12 protein-coding genes are annotated in these 19,854 nt (G+C 58.9%); 8 read left to right on the top strand and 4 right to left on the bottom strand.

Annotated features, from left to right (window positions below):
* Window positions 1-151 precede the first annotated feature (151 nt).
* Entirely contained in the window at window positions 152-736 is a 585-nt protein-coding gene (gene nfuA, locus EJA71_RS10535) for a Fe-S biogenesis protein NfuA (protein ID WP_007912592.1), read from the bottom strand.
* 200 nt (window positions 737-936) lie between these two features.
* Here nfuA and EJA71_RS10530 point away from each other — a divergent pair, with 200 nt between their 5' ends.
* Entirely contained in the window at window positions 937-5,052 is a 4,116-nt protein-coding gene (locus tag EJA71_RS10530; protein WP_158956611.1) for a membrane-targeted effector domain-containing toxin, read from the top strand.
* 21 nt (window positions 5,053-5,073) lie between these two features.
* Here EJA71_RS10530 and EJA71_RS10525 read toward each other — a convergent pair whose 3' ends face one another.
* Window positions 5,074-7,356: a fatty acid cis/trans isomerase gene (locus EJA71_RS10525; RefSeq protein WP_158956609.1), complete on the bottom strand. Its 2,283-nt coding sequence runs from the start codon at window positions 7,354-7,356 to the stop codon at window positions 5,074-5,076.
* Window positions 7,357-7,512: 156 nt separating this feature from the next.
* Here EJA71_RS10525 and metH point away from each other — a divergent pair, with 156 nt between their 5' ends.
* Together metH and EJA71_RS10515 are read left to right on the top strand one after the other, a co-directional pair.
* Window positions 7,513-11,223: a methionine synthase gene (gene metH, locus EJA71_RS10520; RefSeq protein ID WP_158956607.1), complete on the top strand. Its 3,711-nt coding sequence runs from the start codon at window positions 7,513-7,515 to the stop codon at window positions 11,221-11,223.
* Window positions 11,224-11,493: 270 nt separating this feature from the next.
* A complete protein-coding gene (locus EJA71_RS10515) occupies window positions 11,494-11,712 on the top strand; it encodes a DUF2970 domain-containing protein (RefSeq protein WP_042559414.1) in 219 nt (72 codons plus the stop codon).
* Between the two features lie 6 nt (window positions 11,713-11,718).
* Here EJA71_RS10515 and EJA71_RS10510 read toward each other — a convergent pair whose 3' ends face one another.
* On the bottom strand, window positions 11,719-12,792 hold the full coding sequence (locus EJA71_RS10510) for an ABC transporter substrate-binding protein (RefSeq protein WP_158956605.1): 1,074 nt from the start codon (window positions 12,790-12,792) through the stop codon (window positions 11,719-11,721).
* A gap of 523 nt (window positions 12,793-13,315) precedes the next feature.
* Here EJA71_RS10510 and EJA71_RS10505 point away from each other — a divergent pair.
* Complete coding sequence (locus EJA71_RS10505; RefSeq protein WP_158956603.1) at window positions 13,316-14,974, top strand: nitrite/sulfite reductase; 1,659 nt, start codon at window positions 13,316-13,318, stop codon at window positions 14,972-14,974.
* Complete coding sequence (locus tag EJA71_RS10500; protein ID WP_158956601.1) at window positions 14,958-15,452, top strand: DUF934 domain-containing protein; 495 nt, start codon at window positions 14,958-14,960, stop codon at window positions 15,450-15,452. Before EJA71_RS10505 ends, EJA71_RS10500 begins: the two co-directional genes overlap by 17 nt.
* 68 nt (window positions 15,453-15,520) lie before the next feature.
* Here EJA71_RS10500 and sohB read toward each other — a convergent pair whose 3' ends face one another.
* Window positions 15,521-16,552, bottom strand: a complete 1,032-nt coding sequence (gene sohB, locus EJA71_RS10495) for a protease SohB (RefSeq protein WP_158956599.1) — start codon at window positions 16,550-16,552, stop codon at window positions 15,521-15,523.
* A 204-nt stretch (window positions 16,553-16,756) separates the two neighbouring features.
* Between sohB and EJA71_RS10490 the strand changes: the two genes are divergently transcribed.
* The 3 genes from EJA71_RS10490 to EJA71_RS10480 all read left to right on the top strand — a co-directional run bounded on the left by EJA71_RS10490 (window position 16,757) and on the right by EJA71_RS10480 (window position 19,766).
* Complete coding sequence (locus EJA71_RS10490) at window positions 16,757-17,467, top strand: histidine phosphatase family protein (RefSeq protein ID WP_158956597.1); 711 nt, start codon at window positions 16,757-16,759, stop codon at window positions 17,465-17,467.
* Window positions 17,468-17,531: 64 nt separating this feature from the next.
* The gene (locus EJA71_RS10485) at window positions 17,532-17,849 is read left to right on the top strand and encodes an SCP2 sterol-binding domain-containing protein (protein ID WP_053120860.1); all 318 of its coding nucleotides are present in this window, start codon (window positions 17,532-17,534) and stop codon (window positions 17,847-17,849) included.
* A gap of 198 nt (window positions 17,850-18,047) precedes the next feature.
* Window positions 18,048-19,766 (top strand): hydrogenase maturation protein, encoded by a 1,719-nt coding sequence (locus EJA71_RS10480; RefSeq protein WP_158956595.1) that lies wholly within the window; start codon window positions 18,048-18,050, stop codon window positions 19,764-19,766.
* Window positions 19,767-19,854 lie beyond the last annotated feature (88 nt).

The raw sequence follows: 19,854 nt of genomic DNA, 5'->3' as shown, positions 1-19,854 counted from the left end.
CGCAGCCTTCGGCAGCTCCTACAGGGAAATACATTCCAATGTAGGAGCTGCCGAAGGCTGCGATCTTTTGATCTTGTGGCACCAGACAAACGCACTCATCACGGGAAAATGCATTGCCTGGTTTGTGACGGCTTCGCAGCGAACACCTTACTTAGTAGTAGGCGTTTTCTTTCTGCGTGTGGTCGGTCACATCGCGAACGCCCTTGAGCTCCGGAATGCGCTCAAGCAGGGTGCGCTCGATGCCTTCCTTCAAGGTCACGTCGGCCTGGCCGCAGCCCTGGCAACCGCCACCGAATTGCAGCACGGCGATGCCGTCTTCAACCACATCGATCAGGCTGACCTGACCGCCGTGGCTGGCCAGCCCCGGGTTGATTTCGGTTTGCAGGTAATAGTTGATGCGCTCGTTGACCGGGCTGTCAGCGTTGACCATCGGTACTTTGGCGTTCGGCGCCTTGATGGTCAGCTGGCCGCCCATGCGGTCGGTGGCGTAGTCGACAACTGCATCGTCAAGAAACGCTTCGCTGAAGTGATCGATATAAGCGGTGAAGCTTTTCAGCCCCAGCGCGGTGTCTTCAGGTTTTTCTTCGCCCGGCTTGCAGTAGGCAATGCAGGTTTCGGCGTACTGGGTGCCAGGCTGGGTGATGAAGACGCGGATGCCGATGCCCGGGGTGTTCTGCTTGGAAAGCAGATCTGCCAGGTAATCGTGAGCGGCGTCGGTAATGGTAATAGCGGTCATGGAAACTCCTCGCAGGCTTGGGCGCAGTTTACGCCAAACAAGCCGCCGGACAAAGTCCTAGTATTTTTGTCGGGAAAGCATTCTCAATTACGCCCGCCACGTACCCTTATTTTTCATCGTTGTGGCGGTATATAGATACCGCAGCGAGTCGCTCTGCCTCCGATAACGTGTGCTTCGAACTTCAGTTATCAGGCGAAAACATGCCCTCTCCTTCCGTTCCGGTGCCTTCGACCGACGCCCGTCAATCACTCTATTTGCAGCAGTTGCTTTACCATCAACTGGCGCTCAAACACATGCTCGATCAGCAGCCAGAAGCCGGCAAAGTGCTCACCGAGACGCTGTCGGCCGCCCTTCAACGGGCGTTTCCCGGCCTTCCTCTGCCAATTGCACTGGAGGCAGTGAGTTACAGAGAGGACATTTGGTTATCTGCCGAATCCGGTGCGTTAACGCTGCTATCGACGGATCAACCGCTCAAACCGTTTTCCGCGCTGTTCACCGAAAAGCCTTGGGGTGGCGAACACCTTGACGCCCCCAACCGGCTGTACCGTTTTTACGCCAAAGCTGTTTATACCGGTGCAAACCGTCCAGCGTTTGACAAAGCACACACGGTGAGTGGCAGCACCAGCAGCACGCCGGCTTTCGAGACCTTTATCGATGGTTTGATCCGGCGTCCGGATCGCCATTTCCAGCAACAACTGGACAACTTCTGGCAGGCGCCTGTCTCGCAAGGCGAAACGCCGAATCGACGCCAGTGGCTGGCTGATCGTCTGGCCAGCGCCTTGTTGGCCGAGGCCGCCTTGCGCAGCGAGGACGGCACGCTCGAGGCCACCGGCAAAACCCTGATCGAGCAAATCGTCAGCCACCCCTCCAGCCGAGCACGCGCGCATCTGCCCGGCCACCAGCGCCCCGCCGTGTTTTCCCTGAGCCTCAAGGGGCACAACAGCAAACCCGACATCCCACTGATCGGAATTTATATTCTCGCCAACAAAACTCCGGTTGCCGATATCCAGTCCGGCACCGACATCGGTGCAGTGGTGCTGCTGACACCCGACCGAGGTATCGACACGTTCGCGTCGCTGCAGGCAATGGAGCAATCGTTGCAGTCGAGCCTGCACGGTGAAGATAAAACAACCCGGCTGGCGTCCTATGCGACGTGGCAGAATCAAGGACGCGCACGTCGATATCTGAATGCTTCGCCTGATTTCGCGTATGTGCCCGTCGAGCAAGGTCTGTTCGAACACCGTGTCGACACGCTGCTGACCTTGCAGAAACAGGACGTCGAGCACGGCTGGCGGCAAGTGTCATTGCATGAAGCCAATGGCGAGTACGTGCATCAACGACTCAATCGTTTGGGCGATATTGGCGCGTTTCTGGACATTCGCGACCTGCTGATCGCGCGCAGCCAGCGTTGCATAGAAGCCAATCTGCCGCCGTGGTATCCGGCGGCAAGCGCGCAGGATCAGCAAGCGTTGAAGCAACTGGCATTGGCAGAGATGAGCGCCAACCAGACACTCGCCAGCCTTATGCGGAAGACCGCTATCCCTTCCCTGAAGGCCTTCGCCCGCGCAGAACTGATCCGGCAACTGGCGCTGGATTATCCGGGTAGCGACCTCGACCCGGACAAGGTACAGGTCAACGTCATTACCCGGCTCAATCCCGCCAGCCTGGCTGGCGGCATTGGGCCAGACCAGGTGCCTGACAGCAGCGGTCAATCGATACCCCCCGAACGCTCGGTCAGCCTGAGCCTTACCGAATTGGCGTTGCGCAACAGCAACCCTTGGGATTTCAGCTTCTACAAGCTGTTTACCGGCGAGCACACATCGATGTCTGCATCGGCTTTATCCAGCGCCGGCAAGCCGCTGCAGTTCGATGACCCGTATCTGAATTCGCTGATACGCGCACTGGATGTCGGCAAAGGCTACGATCGCTTGTTGCATACACGGCTGATCGATAACGGCGGGGCACTGCGCACCGCTTGGATCGCAGCCCACCGGGCGACCCTGGCAACCGAAACGCTGGCGGCCAGAATGGACCCATCGTGCTTGCTGAAAGACCGCCAACACCGCGGTCATCAATGGATGACCGCCATTGCTGAAAGTGATTTACCCGGCGGTCGAAGAAAAGTCGGCGGTCACCCGATTGTGGTGAGTTCCCTGATGATTTCCAGCTCGCCAGGCACACGCAACGGTTACGTCCTCAATGATGTTTTGGTCATCCACGCGGAAAACCTGCGGGCGGTGCCCAACGTCATCCTTTACACACCATCGGCGCCCACCGGCCAGTCGTTCAAGGAATTTGCCGACAGCGCCAGCCTGCAGCAGTTTCTCCGGCAACAATGGCTCACCTCGGCCGAGTGGCGGCGTTACGTTATGCAAAGACTATCAACCCCCGGTCAGACATTACTCAGCGAAAGCAAAGCCGCCCGCACACTGCTGCTGAGTGAACGGGTGCTCAGTTCGAAAAGCCGCGTCAGCAACCCGTTCGAGACACTGCATACCTTCCCGATCAACACCTCACTGCCGCAGGCACTGTACGAGCAGCAAGTCATGACACTGCGGCGCAATGCCGATCATGCCTCCACCACTAACGCTGAAGTCGACGCGCAATCGCTGTGGAACCAATTCAATTTCGCCCTCGATCTGGCTTTCGATCTGATCGGTTTTCTGCCGATCACCAGCTCGTTCAACGCCGTACGCAGCGTCACCCGCACCTTTGCGCTTTTGCATCAGGCAGGACGCTCGAAAGTGGCGGCAAGAGCACTCTGGTCGATTACCGGTGCCCGAGCCCGCCCGTTAACCCTGCGCAAGATCGGCACGGTGCCAGCTTTCAACCCGCAGCCTGATCTGGCACGAGTCGACGTGCCAGTGGACCCGTCGAGTCTGGAGCGACTCAAGGGCAACCTGTACCAAAGCAAGACCTCGCCCCAGCAATATGCCTTGCTCGATGGCAAGTACTACCTCACGGATATCGCGCAAGGACAGCGATACATTTATCCCCCCGGTACTGCGAGCAAAACCCTGCGCTACCCGCTAGTGCTGGATAAATCCCTGAAACACTGGCAGGCCGAACCCTTGCCACGACTGCGGGGCGGCATGGACCCGATCGAAAAAGGCCCATTGCAAACCTCGTTCAGGGACTATGAGTTGCCCGCCAGCGATGTTGTCGCGCTGACAGTGCTCGATCGCTTACCGGCGGGCGCCCTGAATCTGGGCTACCTGAATCCGGCCTTCACGATGAGTCCCGGCAGCATCGCCGCACTGCATATCTTTGGCATTCAGGCGAGATTGCGCCGCCACGCCAGGCAATTTTTCAAATCATTCCCCCCACCGCCTCGAACCATCGTGTTACCCCGTCGAGGCATTTCCCTCGAGCAACTGTTCCAGCATCTGTTCCAGCAGCGCGAAGGTCTGATCCTGGGGGAAAAACATGTTTATTCGATCACTCGGCAGTTTTTGATCAAAAACATGCCCGAATTGAAAAAGGCCGGCGTGAAGACGTTTTATCTGGAGTTGTTCAACACTGACCTTCATCAGACTCACCTGGACATGTTCAACACGTCCCCGAGCCACCCGTTGCCCGATGTGCTGAAAGACAGGCTGCAAGTGATCGATCAGATGGCTCTGCAGAACGACTCGTTCAGCTACACGCGGTTGATCGAAGAGGCCCATGCGCAGGGCATCAACATAATGGCGCTGGATACCACCGCCAGCTCGCTGTACACCAGCGGCGACCTGTCCCTTCCTCGCCCGGTCGCGACGCTGGCAGACCAACTGGACCGGGTCACCATGTTCAACTTTTTTGCCTACAAGCGAATCACCGAGCATCAACTGATAACCGGGCGCCAGCGCTGGATAGCGCTGACGGGCCAAGGCCATTGCAATACTTTGCAGGGAATTCCCGGTCTCGCCGAGATAACCAACGCCACCGGCGTGCGGCTGGAACGGCGCATTGGCAACCAAATGGTGGCCCGGGTAAGCGCTGACCCCGGCGTGGTGATTTATTCGCCGTCCGGTACCCATCAGTTCATTCACAAGTGTGACCTGCTGGTACGACTGTCCAGCGCGGAAAACAAGCACGAACTGGTCATGCGCGTGCACAGTCCGCAGCTGTTCACGACCACGTCGAACCAAGCCCGCCACTCAGGCATCCACTACATGAATGCTCAGCACCAACACGTTGATGTGACGGTGTTCGCCGATGGCACACAAGCCTATGTCAATCACCCGCCGTTTGGGGCGGTGAGCAATCGACGTTTCCACGACCTCGATGCACTGACCGAGGCGCTGACCGATGAATTGGGGATGATCGAGGTTTGAGGCCTCGATCAACGCTCAAAATCAGAGATTCTCGTAGCGATTCATGTCCAGCACACCCTCTTCCACCGGATCGGTTTCATGCAGGTATTGGCTCAAGTCGTGGAAGTAGAACCAGAATTGCGGATGACTGCGCCGGATGCCCCAGCGCTCGACGATTTTCTCGAAACGGTTGGCATCCTTGGCGCTTTCCATGGCATCGACAAATTCGCCAACTTGCTCAGCGGGAACGTTGAATATGAAGTTCGGATAGCTGCTGAGCACGCCCGGGTAAATCGTCAGCGTGTCGAGCCCCGGTTGATAGCGCAGGGATTCACCGAGCAAAAATGCCACGTTGCTGTGGGCCCGGTTACGCAGCAGGCTGTAGACCTCACGTTTGCCGCTCGCGGTTTCGATGCGCAGCATGGTCGCTTCCGGCAATTGGTCGATAACCTTCAACCCGGCCGCAGGACGCGAAGTCAGGCGGCTCAACGCCTGTTCGGCGTTTTGCAGGGCCGGGTCAATGTTGGGACGCGAGCAATAGGCACCGTCGCAACGGTTGATCGGGTCAGGCCGGGCATTGAGATCGCCATATCGCGCGAGCAGTTGCTTGGCGAAATCGTATTTCGGGTCTTTCTCGTCGAGTTTCAGCGCCGTTGGTTTGTCGTCGTCGATGGCTTCGTAATCGAGCCACATCTTGAACTGGCCACTGTTCTGATACCAATCGTCGAGATAGTCCTCGCGGGAGTCGGCCGGCATCAGGCGCAGGAAGTTCTGCTCGGCGCCGTTACGGATCAGGTCGAAGTAGAGACGGGTCTGGGCTTGATGGGAAACGTTGCCGAACACATCGAAGTTGACCGCCAGTTGGTAATAGGTGCGCTCGAGCAACGGATAGTCGAACAGCCACATGGTCTGTGGCACCTCGCCGATCAGGCCCTTGGTCACCGAGGCGCTGTCGAAGTGGCGGAAGATGCTCAGCAATGCGTTGTCGTTGCCGGCCCACAGGGTCGACCAACTCGGCGCGGGCAATTCGGCGTAGCTGTCACGGCGCAGGGCTTCGTATTCGTTGCGCTTGTTGCGGTAGTTGTGCCACAGGCTCAGGACACTGCCGACGTCATCGTTCTGCCCCGGCATGGCCAACAACGGCGTGGCCTGACCGCGATAATTCGGGTCGGTGATATAGAGGTCATGCTCCGGGGCCTGAAACAGCGCCCAGAAGTTGTCGCGGATCACGTCGGTCGCGATCTGCCCACGGCACACCGGGCCACGAATAAAGGTGCGGACGAAGTATTCGGCGTTATCGAGCATGAACTGATAACGCGCCTGGGCCGGAATCGCCTCGAACGTGGCAAATGGATTGGCCCGGCTTTGTGGGCCGTAGCCCGGCAACGCATTGACCTGCCAGTTGCCGCTATAGAACAGGCTCTTGACCCGCGCCATTTTCGCCGCGCTCAGCGGATAGGTAATGTGCGTCTTGTGGACGATCACGCCCTGCACCGGCCACAAACGGTAGTAGACCTGCGTGCCCGGGTCATCGTTGGGGCGTCGAGTGGCGATCAGGTCGATCGGTTGACCGGTCGGCGTGCGCGAACGCACCCACTGGAAGTAATGCCCCGGCTCGCCGTCCTTGAAGTAGATGTGCGCCAGAAACCAGTGCTCGTACAACCAACGTCCCACCAGGCTTTCGCGGGCGCCCGGCATGTTCAGCAGGTTTTCCCACTGGACGATTTGCAGCGCCTCTTTCGCGCTTGGCGCCAGGCTTTGCTCATCAATCGGCGCGCCCGAGGCCAGCCAGCGTTGCAGCGTCTGATATTGCTGATCGGTCAGGCCGGTCACCGCCAGCGGCATGCCTTCTTTCGGATGGGCACCGGCATAGCCCTCGAACTCGGCGGGCATCGCGCACATGTTCTGGCGATTCAAACCGAGGACGATGTCTTGCGGCAGTTTGGCGTTAGGCGTCAAAGGCGTCTTGTGGCCGAGTTCAAGCATGCGCGCCATCAGCGCGGCCTGACTGCCTTGGGCATCGAGCACCGAATAGAAGTCTTTCTGGTGCCAGGCGCGTTTGCCAAAGGCATCGTAGAACAGCCGAGTGGTCGGCGCAGCCTGGGTACGTTCGCCATCGTAGACTGGCATTTTGCTCGCGCCTCTGGCCGCGCCTTCGCCGCTGCCCAGATTGAGCTGACAGGCGGAGTCGTAGCACGCATGACAAGCCACGCACTTCTCGGTGAAGATCGGTTGAATGTCGCGGGTGTACGAGATCGTGGGCTCTTGCGCTACGGCGCCCCCGCAGAGAAGCAGCAACACAAAACCAATGAAGCGGTAAGACATGCTGCTGATCCTGATTTTAAAAAAAACGCCGCGATTCTACCGTTATGACGCTCGTACCAACATGAGCGATATTCATGCAAATGTGTCGCATGCTCCGAAAGCGCACAGGTTTGTTATGATCCCGCCCCTTCGTAATGGTCTTTCCGAGTAGTCCACATGTCCGATCGTAGTGTTCGCCTTCAAGCTCTCAAGCAAGCTCTCAAAGAGCGCATCCTGATACTCGATGGCGGTATGGGCACGATGATCCAGAGCTACAAGCTCGAAGAGCAGGACTATCGCGGCAAACGCTTCGCGGACTGGCCGAGTGACGTCAAGGGCAACAACGACCTGCTGGTCATCACCCGCCCGGACGTGATCGGCGGCATCGAGAAAGCCTATCTGGATGCCGGTGCTGACATCCTCGAAACCAACACTTTCAACGCCACCCGCATTTCCATGGCCGATTACGGCATGGAAGAGCTGGCCTACGAGTTAAACGTAGAAGGCGCACGACTGGCGCGCAAGATCGCCGACGCCAAGACCGCCGAAAACCCGGACAAGCCGCGCTTCGTTGCCGGCGTACTCGGCCCGACCAGCCGTACGTGCTCGCTGTCGCCGGACGTCAACAACCCGGGCTACCGCAACGTCACCTTTGATGAGCTGGTGGAGAACTACACCGAAGCCACCAAAGGTCTGATCGAGGGCGGCGCCGACCTGATCCTGATCGAAACCATCTTCGACACCCTCAACGCCAAAGCGGCGATCTTCGCCGTGCAAGGCGTGTTCGAAGAGCTGCACATCGAACTGCCGATCATGATTTCCGGGACCATCACCGACGCCTCCGGCCGTACCTTGTCGGGGCAGACCACCGAAGCGTTCTGGAACTCCGTGGCCCACGCCAAGCCGATTTCGGTCGGTTTGAACTGCGCGCTCGGCGCCAGTGAACTGCGTCCGTACCTGGAAGAGCTGTCGAACAAGGCCAGCACCCACGTCTCCGCGCACCCGAACGCCGGCCTGCCGAACGAATTCGGCGAGTACGACGAGCTGCCGTCGCAAACCGCCAAGGTCATCGAAGAATTCGCCCAGAGCGGTTTCCTCAACATTGTCGGCGGTTGCTGCGGCACCACGCCGGGCCACATCGAAGCCATCGCCAAAGCCGTCGCCGGTTACGCGCCGCGGCAGATTCCGGACATTCCCAAGGCTTGCCGCCTCTCGGGTCTGGAGCCGTTCACCATCGATCGCAGCTCGCTGTTCGTTAACGTCGGCGAGCGTACCAACATCACCGGTTCCGCCAAATTCGCCCGTCTGATCCGTGAAGACAACTACACCGAAGCGCTGGAAGTCGCCCTGCAGCAGGTCGAAGCCGGCGCCCAAGTGATCGACATCAACATGGACGAAGGGATGCTCGATTCGAAGAAGGCCATGGTGACCTTCCTCAATCTGATCGCCGGGGAACCGGACATCTCGCGCGTGCCGATCATGATCGACTCGTCGAAATGGGAAGTGATCGAAGCCGGCCTCAAGTGCATTCAGGGCAAAGGCATCGTCAACTCGATCAGCATGAAAGAAGGCGTCGAGCAGTTCATCCACCACGCCAAACTGTGCAAGCGCTACGGCGCGGCGGTGGTGGTGATGGCGTTCGACGAAGCCGGCCAGGCCGACACCGAAGCGCGCAAGAAAGAAATCTGCAAACGCTCCTACGACATTCTGGTCAACGAAGTTGGCTTCCCGCCGGAAGACATCATTTTCGACCCGAACATCTTCGCCGTCGCCACCGGTATCGAAGAACACAACAACTACGCTGTGGACTTCATCAACGCCTGTGCCTACATCCGTGACGAGCTGCCGTATGCCTTGAGCTCCGGCGGCGTGTCCAACGTGTCGTTCTCGTTCCGTGGCAACAACCCGGTGCGCGAGGCGATTCACTCGGTGTTCCTGCTCTACGCGATCCGCGCAGGCCTGACCATGGGCATCGTCAACGCCGGTCAGTTGGAGATCTACGACCAGATCCCGCAAGAGCTGCGCGACGCCGTTGAAGACGTGGTGCTCAACCGCACGCCAAACGGTACTGACGCCCTCCTCGCCATTGCCGACAAGTACAAGGGCGACGGCAGCGTCAAAGAAGCCGAGACCGAAGAGTGGCGTAACTGGGACGTCAACAAGCGTCTGGAGCATGCGCTGGTCAAGGGCATCACCACGCACATCGTTGAAGACACCGAAGAATCCCGTCAGTCGTTCGCCCGCCCGATCGAAGTGATCGAAGGCCCGCTGATGTCCGGCATGAACATCGTCGGCGACCTGTTCGGCGCCGGCAAAATGTTCCTGCCGCAGGTGGTGAAATCCGCTCGCGTGATGAAGCAGGCGGTTGCGCACTTGATCCCGTTCATCGAACTGGAAAAAGGCGATAAGCCGGAGGCCAAGGGCAAGATCCTCATGGCCACGGTGAAAGGCGACGTGCACGACATCGGCAAGAACATTGTTGGCGTGGTACTCGGTTGCAACGGCTATGACATCGTCGACCTCGGCGTGATGGTGCCGGCAGAGAAGATTCTGCAGGTCGCCAAGGAGCAGAAGTGCGACATCATCGGCCTCTCCGGCCTGATCACGCCGTCGCTGGACGAAATGGTCCACGTTGCCCGCGAAATGCAGCGTCAGGACTTCCACCTGCCGCTGATGATCGGTGGTGCGACCACGTCCAAAGCGCACACCGCGGTGAAGATCGAACCGAAGTACAGCAACGACGCCGTGGTCTACGTGACCGACGCCTCCCGTGCGGTGGGGGTGGCGACGCAGTTGCTGTCGAAAGAGTTGAAGGCGGGCTTCGTCGAGAAGACTCGTCTGGAATACATCGACGTGCGTGAGCGCACCGCTAACCGCAGTGCGCGTACCGAGCGCCTGAGCTACGCGGCGGCCATCGCCAAGAAGCCACAGTTCGACTGGGCGACCTATGAGCCGGTGAAACCGACCTTCACCGGCAGCAAAGTGCTCGACAACATCGACCTCAAGGTTCTGGCCGAATACATCGACTGGACGCCGTTCTTCATCTCCTGGGATCTGGCCGGCAAATTCCCGCGCATCCTCGAAGACGAAGTGGTCGGTGAAGCCGCCACTGCGCTGTACAAGGACGCGCAGGAAATGCTCGCCAAGCTGATCGACGAGAAACTGATCAGCGCCCGCGCCGTATTCGGTTTCTGGCCGGCCAATCAAGTGCATGACGACGATATCGAACTCTACGGCGATGACGGCAAGCCACTGGCCAAACTGCATCACCTGCGTCAGCAGATCATCAAGACCGACGGCAAACCGAACTTCTCGCTGGCCGACTTTGTGGCACCGAAGGACAGCGAAGTGACTGACTACGTCGGTGGTTTCATCACCACTGCCGGCATCGGCGCCGAAGAAGTCGCCAAGGCTTATCAGGACGCTGGCGACGATTACAACTCGATCATGGTCAAGGCACTGGCCGACCGCCTGGCCGAAGCCTGCGCCGAATGGTTGCACCAGCAAGTGCGCAAAGAGCACTGGGGTTATGCCAAGGACGAAATCCTCGACAACGAAGCGCTGATCAAAGAGCAATACAGCGGCATCCGCCCTGCCCCGGGTTACCCGGCATGCCCGGATCACACCGAGAAAGCCGCGCTGTTTGCCCTGCTCGACCCGGAAGCCGAAGAAATGCGCGCCGGGCGTAGCGGTGTGTTCCTCACTGAACACTACGCGATGTTCCCGGCGGCAGCGGTCAGCGGCTGGTACTTCGCGCATCCGCAGGCGCAGTACTTCGCGGTAGGCAAGGTCGATAAGGATCAGATCGCCAGCTACACCTCGCGCAAAGGTCAGGAGTTGAGCGTGACCGAGCGCTGGCTGGCGCCGAACCTCGGCTACGACAACTAAGCAGCCTTCGATAGCTCTTACAGGTGTCCGTGTCGTTCACAAAGTTTGTGGACCAACGCTGAACCTGTGGGAGCTGGCTTGCCAGCGATGGCATCGGGTCAGCCAGCATCGATGTTGCGCGTGCCGGCCTTATCGCTGGCAAGCCAGCTCCCACAGGGTTTCGGGGATATTCGCTGAATCCCCGCTCCAGCCCCTTTCCCACATTTGCTTACGCGGTGTTCTTCAAAGGGTTAGCTATGCTTGTCTGACACACACGCAGACGAGGGATTTATGGACGATCCAGTCGACAACAAACCGCCGAGCTTCTGGCAAATGCTGCACAGCGTGATGGCGGCGGCGTTCGGGGTGCAGAGCGGCAAGAACCGGGCAAGGGACTTCACCCATGGCAAGCCCAGCCATTTCGTGTTGCTGGGGATTTTGTTCACGGCCGTATTTGCATTGACTCTGTTTGCCATCGTCAAACTGGTGCTGCATTTCGCCGGTGTCTGAGGCGGCTCAGCGCATCAGGGTTTGCAGAGTGAACGGATAGCGGTAAGAAGCCGGACGCCCTTTGGCCGACAATTTGCGGAAACTCACCCCGTAAGAGGGCGACGCTCCCATGGCCAGCATCTCTCGGGCGTGGGATTTGTCGACCAATTGCAGCAACGGGATCTGCCGGTCACGGCCACCCTGTTGCGCCAGATCGACGCCCATTGCGTGATCATGGACTTCAACCAGTGCCCAGCCGCCAAGGGTGAAGTGCCCGCCGATCAACGCGCTCAAACGCCCATCGATCATCGCCTGCAATGCCGCCGGCGACGTGTTGACCGCACTGAACAGCGCGTCCTTGCCGGGCATCTTGCCGGTTTCGGCATACGCGCGCATCGCACCGAAAGCCATTTCATCGTTGGCCGACCACACCAGTGACACATTCGGGTATCGACTGAACAACTGCCTGGCCTGCTCATAGGCACGCTGTTGCGTCCAGCCGCCGTAGACCAATTGGCGCAAGCGCACCTGCGGATGTTCCGCCAAAGCGCGCTGCATGCCCTGCTCGCGCAGTTGCGCCGAAGGGGTGATTTTCAGCCCCGAGAACGCCAACAGCTCAATCTGCTCACCTTTCGCTGGCGGTCGATGCAGGCGAATCAGCTCCTTCATCATCAGGTAACCACCCTCCTCATCATTGGTCACCAGACTGCCGACAAGGTCCGGCCGATCACCCAGGAGAGCCTGCTGATTAGCGGTAAGCGCCGCATTGACCATGAACAGCTTGACCCCGCTGTCATGGGCCAGACGAAAAATCTGCGGGGCGACGTATTTTTCGTTGACGAACACCAGATAGTCCGGCCGGTTCGGCCCCTGCAGCGCAAGTTTCGCCTGGGCCAGGGTCAGTTCAGGCTGGCGATGGGAATAGAGGATCTGCAAATCGATACCCAGATCCCGGGCAGCCGCCTGCATGAATTGCGAATAACTGATCCAGAAGGCTTCTTCGGTTGAACCCGGATTGAGGAACAGCACCGACTCTGCTCGCGCTCCGCTGGTGAACAGCGCGCCGAGTAACAGAAAGCTAATGTGGAGAAACTTGAACATGAAGCATCCGGGCCCTGGAAAAAATGGCCGCGCATTATAACCGTCGAAACACCGGCTATTGGCGTGTGTTCCCGTTTTTGTCCGACAATCGTCGGACGCGGGCCCGGATGGGTCGTTTACTGATGACTGACCCAGAATACCGCCGTTCCTACGACCAGAATGATCAGGAACAAAATGGCCCATGCATCGACACTGCTATCGCTTTTTCTTGCCTTGGTCGGATTGCTCATTGCATCGCCTCTTATCGGTTTTATCGGTGATTGCAGAAAGACTCGACCACAGTTAAGACGATGATTGTCCGCACGACAAATGTGGATTAGTTGACAGCGATTCTCGTTAGGCGATTTGGTTCTTTACATATACTCAAACATCACTTTTGCGCATAACTGCAAACGGGTATATTGCCCCGGCTCCGTTAGGGAGTGCGCGGCCGTGCGCGCAGAATTGCAGAGGCACAATTCGGACTCCAGCAAGCGAAAACGCAGCGTTTTCCGAGTGGCCCAAGCCTGAGAACAGGACTTATATGTACGTATACGACGAGTACGATCAGCGGATCATCGAGGACCGCGTCAAGCAGTTCCGTGATCAGACCCGACGCTATCTGGCAGGTGAGCTGAGCGAAGAAGAATTCCGCCCCCTGCGCCTGCAAAATGGCCTTTACATCCAGCGCTTTGCGCCGATGTTGCGCGTGGCGGTGCCTTACGGCCAACTGACTTCCCGTCAGACGCGCATGATGGCCAAGATTGCCCGCGACTACGACAAGGGCTACGCCCACATCAGTACGCGGCAGAACGTGCAGTTCAACTGGCCGGCGGTGGAAGACATCCCGGACATCCTTGCGGAACTGGCCACCGTGCAGATGCACGCGATCCAGACCAGCGGCAACTGCCTGCGCAACGTCACCACCGACCAGTTCGCCGGTGTCGCCGCCGACGAAGTGATCGACCCGCGCCCATGGTGCGAGATCGTCCGTCAGTGGACCACCTTCCACCCGGAATTCGCCTACCTGCCGCGCAAATTCAAGATCGCCGTCAACGGTTCGACCGCTGACCGTGCCGCCATTGAAGTCCATGACATCGGCCTTGAGCCGGTGCACAACGCTGCTGGCGAACTGGGTTTCCGCGTGCTGGTCGGCGGTGGCCTCGGCCGTACGCCGGTGGTTGGCGCGTTCATCAACGAGTTCCTGCCGTGGCAGGACCTGTTGAGCTACCTCGACGCCATCCTGCGGGTATACAACCGCTACGGCCGTCGCGACAACAAATACAAGGCGCGGATCAAGATCCTCGTCAAGGCACTCACGCCAGAAGTGTTCGCGCAGAAAGTCGATGCGGAAATGGAGCACCTGCGCGGTGGCCAGACCACACTGACCGAGGCCGAACTGCATCGCGTCGCCAAGCACTTTGTCGATCCGGACTACAAGGCGCTGGACAACCAGTCCGCGCAACTGGCTGATCTCGACAAAGAGCACCCGGGTTTCGCCCGCTGGCGCACCCGCAACACCCTGGCGCACAAGAAGCCGGGTTACGTCGCTGTGACCCTGTCGCTGAAACCGACCGGCGTTGCCCCGGGCGACATCACCGACAAGCAGCTCGACGCCGTTGCCGATCTGGCCGACCGCTACAGCTTCGGTCAACTGCGCACCTCGCACGAACAGAACATCATTCTTGCCGACGTCGAGCAAAGCCAGCTGTTCACCCTGTGGGGCGAATTGCGTGAAGGCGGTTTCGCCACGCCGAACATCGGCCTGCTGACCGACATCATCTGCTGCCCTGGCGGCGATTTCTGCTCGCTGGCCAACGCCAAGTCGATCCCGATCGCCGAATCGATCCAGCGCCGCTTCGACGACCTGGATTACCTGTTCGACATCGGTGAGCTGGACTTGAACATCTCCGGTTGCATGAACGCCTGTGGTCACCACCACGTCGGCCACATCGGCATCCTCGGCGTGGACAAGAAAGGCGAAGAGTTCTACCAGGTCTCCCTCGGTGGCAGTGCCAGCCGTGATGCAAGCCTGGGCAAGATCCTCGGCCCATCCTTCGCACAGGAAGCCATGCCTGACGTGATCTCGAAGCTGATCGACGTGTACGTTGAACAACGTACCGAAGACGAGCGCTTCATCGACACCTACCAGCGTATTGGCATCGACCTCTTCAAGGAACGCGTCTATGCAGCGAATCATTAAGAACAACGAAGTCGTCGATGAAACCTGGCACTTGCTGCCCAAGGATTTCAACATCGACGACATCAGCAACTGCGACGACTTGATCGTTCCATTGCAACTGTGGCGCGAACACAGCCGCATGCTCAAGGCCCGCGACGGTGGTCTGGGTGTTTGGCTGGACGCCGACGAAGAAGCCGAGGAAATCGGTGAAGAGGTCGCGGAGTTTCAGGTGATCGCCCTGAATTTCCCGGCCTTCACCGATGGCCGCAACTACTCCAACGCCCGTCTGCTGCGTGACCGTTACGGTTTCAAAGGCGAACTGCGGGCGATTGGCGATGTACTGCGCGACCAGTTGTTCTACATGCACCGCTGCGGCTTTGACGCCTTCGCCGTGCGTGCGGACAAAGATCCGTATGAAGCTCTCGAAGGTCTCAAGGACTTCTCGGTGACCTATCAGGCCGCCACTGACGAACCGCTGCCGCTGTTCCGTCGTCGCTAACCTTGCAGGTTTAGCAGAGACAAAAAAACGCCGGTCATGTGACCGGCGTTTTTTTATGCCTGTTCGATTTACCAGAAGCGTTGTTGGGTCAGACGACTCCACCAACTCAGCAGCACACGGTCGACTGAACCGCTGGCGGCCATGCCGATGCGCTCTTGCAGGCTTTTGCGTTCGGCATAGTGCAGGTGATAAACCTCGGCCTTTTTCGCCCGGTCTGCGAGGTACTCATCGCTGGTCTTGAGTTCGTCGACCAGTTGTTTATCCAGCGCCGCGACGCCGAGCCAGACTTCGCCAGTAGCGACGTCATCGATTGCCAGTTGCGGACGGTAGCGGGCAACGAAGTTCTTGAACAACTGATGGGTGATGTCCAGGTCTTCCTGGAACTTCTCCCGGCCCTTCTCGGTGTTTTCGCCAAACACGGTCAGGGTGCGTTTGTATTCCCCGGCCGTCAGCACTTCGAAGTCGATGTCGTGCTTCTTCAGCAAGCGATTGACGTTGGGCAGTTGCGCGACCACACCGATCGAACCGAGGATCGCGAATGGCGCACTGATGATCTTCTCGCCGATGCACGCCATCATGTAGCCGCCGCTGGCTGCGACCTTGTCGATGCACACGGTCAATGGCACGCCAGCCTCGCGAATACGCGCCAGTTGCGAGGAAGCCAAGCCATAGCTGTGCACCATGCCACCGCCACTTTCAAGGCGCAGCACCACTTCGTCTTTCGGGGTAGCGAGAGTCAGCAGTGCAGTGATTTCGTGGCGCAAGCTTTCGGTGGCCGAGGCTTTGATGTCGCCATCGAAATCCAGAACGAATACGCGAGCTTTGGCCTCGGGTTGTTTCTTCTGCTTTTTCGCGCTTTTTTCGGATTTGGCCTCGCCCTTGCGCAAAGCCTTGAGCTGATCCTTGTCGAGCAGGGTTTGCTCCAGGCGTTCACGCAGGCCTTTGTAGAAATCATTGAGCTTGCTGACCTGCAACTGACCGGCCGACTTGCGTCGCCCCTTGCTGCGCAATGCGGCAAAACTGGCGAGCACCACCAGAATGGCGATCACCAGCGTGACAGTCTTGGCCAGGAAGCTGGCGTATTCGGTGAAAAACTCCACAGCGACTCCTTAAAACAATGCGCGAATGTGAAACACGCGCGGGTTGGCTCCAGCATACCCATGCGCCGGCTCGTCGGCCAGCCGTGAAACCTCTGGCAACACCCCTGCAACGGGCATTTCAAACAAGCGTATGTTTTTTCATTGACAGCTCTCCGCCATCCCCATAACCTCGCCAAACCTTCAACGTACCGGGATGACGCGGACGTGGGCAGCATCTATCTGATTCGACATGGCCAGGCCTCCTTTGGTGCGGACGACTATGACGTCCTGTCACCGACCGGTGTACGTCAGGCAGAAATCCTCGGGCAGCACCTTGCTGATCTGGGTATCGGCTTTGATCGTTGCATTGCCGGTGACCTGCGTCGCCAGCAACATACGGCCACCAGCGCATTGGAGCAATTCAGCGCCAAAGGCCTGCCGGTACCGGTTCTGGAAACAGATTCCGCCTTCAATGAATTCGATGCCGACGCGGTGATCCGCGCCCTGCTCCCGGCCATGCTGCCGGAGGAGCCGGAAGCCCTCGACATCCTGCGCAACGCCGCGCAAAACCGTGGCGAGTTCCAGCGTATCTTCGCCCTGATCATCGAGCGCTGGCTGGCCGGCACTTACGACACACCAGGGCTGGAAAGCTGGCTGGGCTTCGTCGAACGTGTTCAGGCCGGGCTGCACCGCATCCTTGATCTGGCAGAAAAAAATCAGAAAATCGCCGTGTTTACTTCCGGCGGCACCATCACCGCCCTGCTCCACCTCATTACGCAAATGCCTGCAAAACAGGCCTTTGAATTGAATTGGCAAATCGTCAACACCTCGCTCAACCAGCTGAAGTTTCGCGGTCGCGAGGTGGCTCTGGCTTCCTTCAACAGTCATGCGCACCTGCAACTGATGAAGGCTCCGGAACTCATCACTTTTCGCTGAGTCCGGATAACTGTGACCGTGGCTGTAATCACCCAGCTCCCATTACCCAAGAAAGGATCGAACCATGACCTCCGTAGCTGATGCCGTAAAAGCAATGCAAGCCAAGTTCAACCCAGCCGCTGCTGCCGGTCTGGACCTGGTCTTCGGTTTCAACATCACCGACGAAGACAAGCAGTACTCGTTGATCGTCAAGGACGGTACTTGCGACATCCAGGAAGGCGAAAACCCTGACGCCAACTGCACGCTGGTGCTGGACAGCGAAACCCTGAAAGGTATCGTCAGCGGCGAAACCGATGGCATGCAGGCATTCATGGGCGGCAAGCTGCGCGTTGAAGGCGACATGATGCTGTCGATGAAACTGTCCGAGCTGTTCCCGGCCTAAGACGCCGGTCAGCTAAACAAATCCCGCCTATATGGCGGGATTTGTCGTTTCAGGGCTCGGACAACGCAGGAATGAATACAGAACGTTGACCTCAATCACTGACGCAGTGGCGTCCACTCATTAATCTTCCGGCACCATCGAAAGCCAGGGAAGGCTCACCCGGAGCCTGCGGCTGATCCCGATCAAGGAAGAGCAATCATGCGACCACTCAAGATCATTCTGCTGTCGTCAGCATTCAACGGCCTGACGCAACGGGCCTGGCTGGAATTGCGCCAGGCCGGGCATTCTCCCAGCGTTGTGCTGTTCACCGATGAAACCGCTGTGAGCGAACAAATCGAACACAGCGGCGCGGATCTGGTGATTTGCCCTTTCCTCAAGGACCGTGTGCCACAGGCGCTGTGGAGCAATATCGAGCGCCCCGTGGTGATCATTCATCCCGGCATCGTTGGCGACCGTGGCGCCAGTGCACTGGACTGGGCGATCAGCCACGAGCTGTCCAGTTGGGGCGTCACGGCGTTGCAAGCGGTCGAGGAAATGGACGCCGGTCCCGTGTGGGCCAGTTGCGAATTCAATTTGCCGAAGGGCCTGCGCAAGTCCGAGCTGTATAACGGCCGGGTCAGCGACGCGGCGATTCGCTGTATTCGCGAGGTCGTGGAAAAATTCCTCGAGGGTTTCACACCGGTGCCGCTCGACTACGCCAATCCCACCGTGCGCGGGCGCCTGCAGCCGAACATGAAACAGGTCGACCGCAGCTTCAGCTGGCACGATTGCGCGCGTTTTATCCAACGCTGCATCGACGCGGCAGATGGCCAACCCGGCGTGCTGGCGAGTCTGGCCGGCGCGCAGTATTACGTCTACGACGCGCACCTGGACTCGCGCAGCGGTATGCCCGGGGAAATTCTCGCGGTGCATGACGATGCCGTGCTCGTCGCTGCCGGTGATCAGAGCCTGTGGATTGGCGCGCTGCGGCGTAAACCACAACCCGGCGAGGAAACGTTCAAGCAACCGGCGCGACACGTCTTGGCCGGACAATTAACGCACGTGCCAATACTGGCTTGGTCGATTGCCACACAGCCTTTCAGTGAGGAGGCGTATCAGCCGATTCGCTATCGCGAGTCCGGGCATGTCGGCGAGCTGACGTTCGAGTTCTATAACGGCGCCATGAGCACCGAACAGTGCCAGCGTCTGGTTGCAGCGTTGCGCTGGGCCAAGGCGCGGGATACGCGCGTGCTGCTGATCAAGGGTGGGCGCGGCAGTTTCTCCAACGGCGTGCATTTGAATGTGATTCAAGCGGCGCAGGATCCCGGCGCTGAAGCCTGGGCCAATATTCAGGCGATCGACGATGTCTGCGCAGAACTGTTGAGCGCACGGCAACTGGTGGTCAGTGGCATGACGGGCAATGCCGGTGCCGGCGGTGTGATGCTGGCGCTGGCGGCCGACATCGTCTTCGCCCGCGCCGACATCGTGCTCAATCCGCATTACAAAAGCATGGGCCTGTATGGCTCCGAATACTGGACCTACAGCCTGCCGCGCGCCGTCGGCCCGGCGATGACCGAGCAATTGACCCAAGCCTGTTTGCCGGTGAGCGCCGTGCAGGCGTGGCAACTGGGCATGATTCAGGAAATCGGCCCACGCTGCCCGGACGAGTTTTCGCTGTGGCTGTTGCAGCGCGCCAACGCTGCGTTGAGCGATCCGACCTACGCCGCCGTGCGTGAGCGCAAGGCGCGGATCGATCAGGTGCTGATCGAGCAATGCCGCGAGACCGAGTTGCAAGAAATGCAGGAAGACATGCTCTACAACCGCAATCAGTTCGCCGAGAAATGCCGACATTTCGTCTACAAGCGCAAGGTCTGCGGCACGCCCGCACGGTTGATCGAGGATTGGGCACGGACAGGTGAGATTGAACTGACCGAATGATCTTCAGCGTCAGCGATGGCCCAATCGCTAGCAGGGCTAGCTCCCGCAGGTTTACTTGTTGTACACAAAACCTGTGGGAGCCTGGCTT

The organism is Pseudomonas sp. PB106 (assembly GCF_009764645.1).
GTDB lineage: Bacteria > Pseudomonadota > Gammaproteobacteria > Pseudomonadales > Pseudomonadaceae > Aquipseudomonas.
The sequence above is the reverse complement of the archived record's forward strand: the minus strand, read 5'-3'. Positions and strand labels throughout refer to the sequence as shown.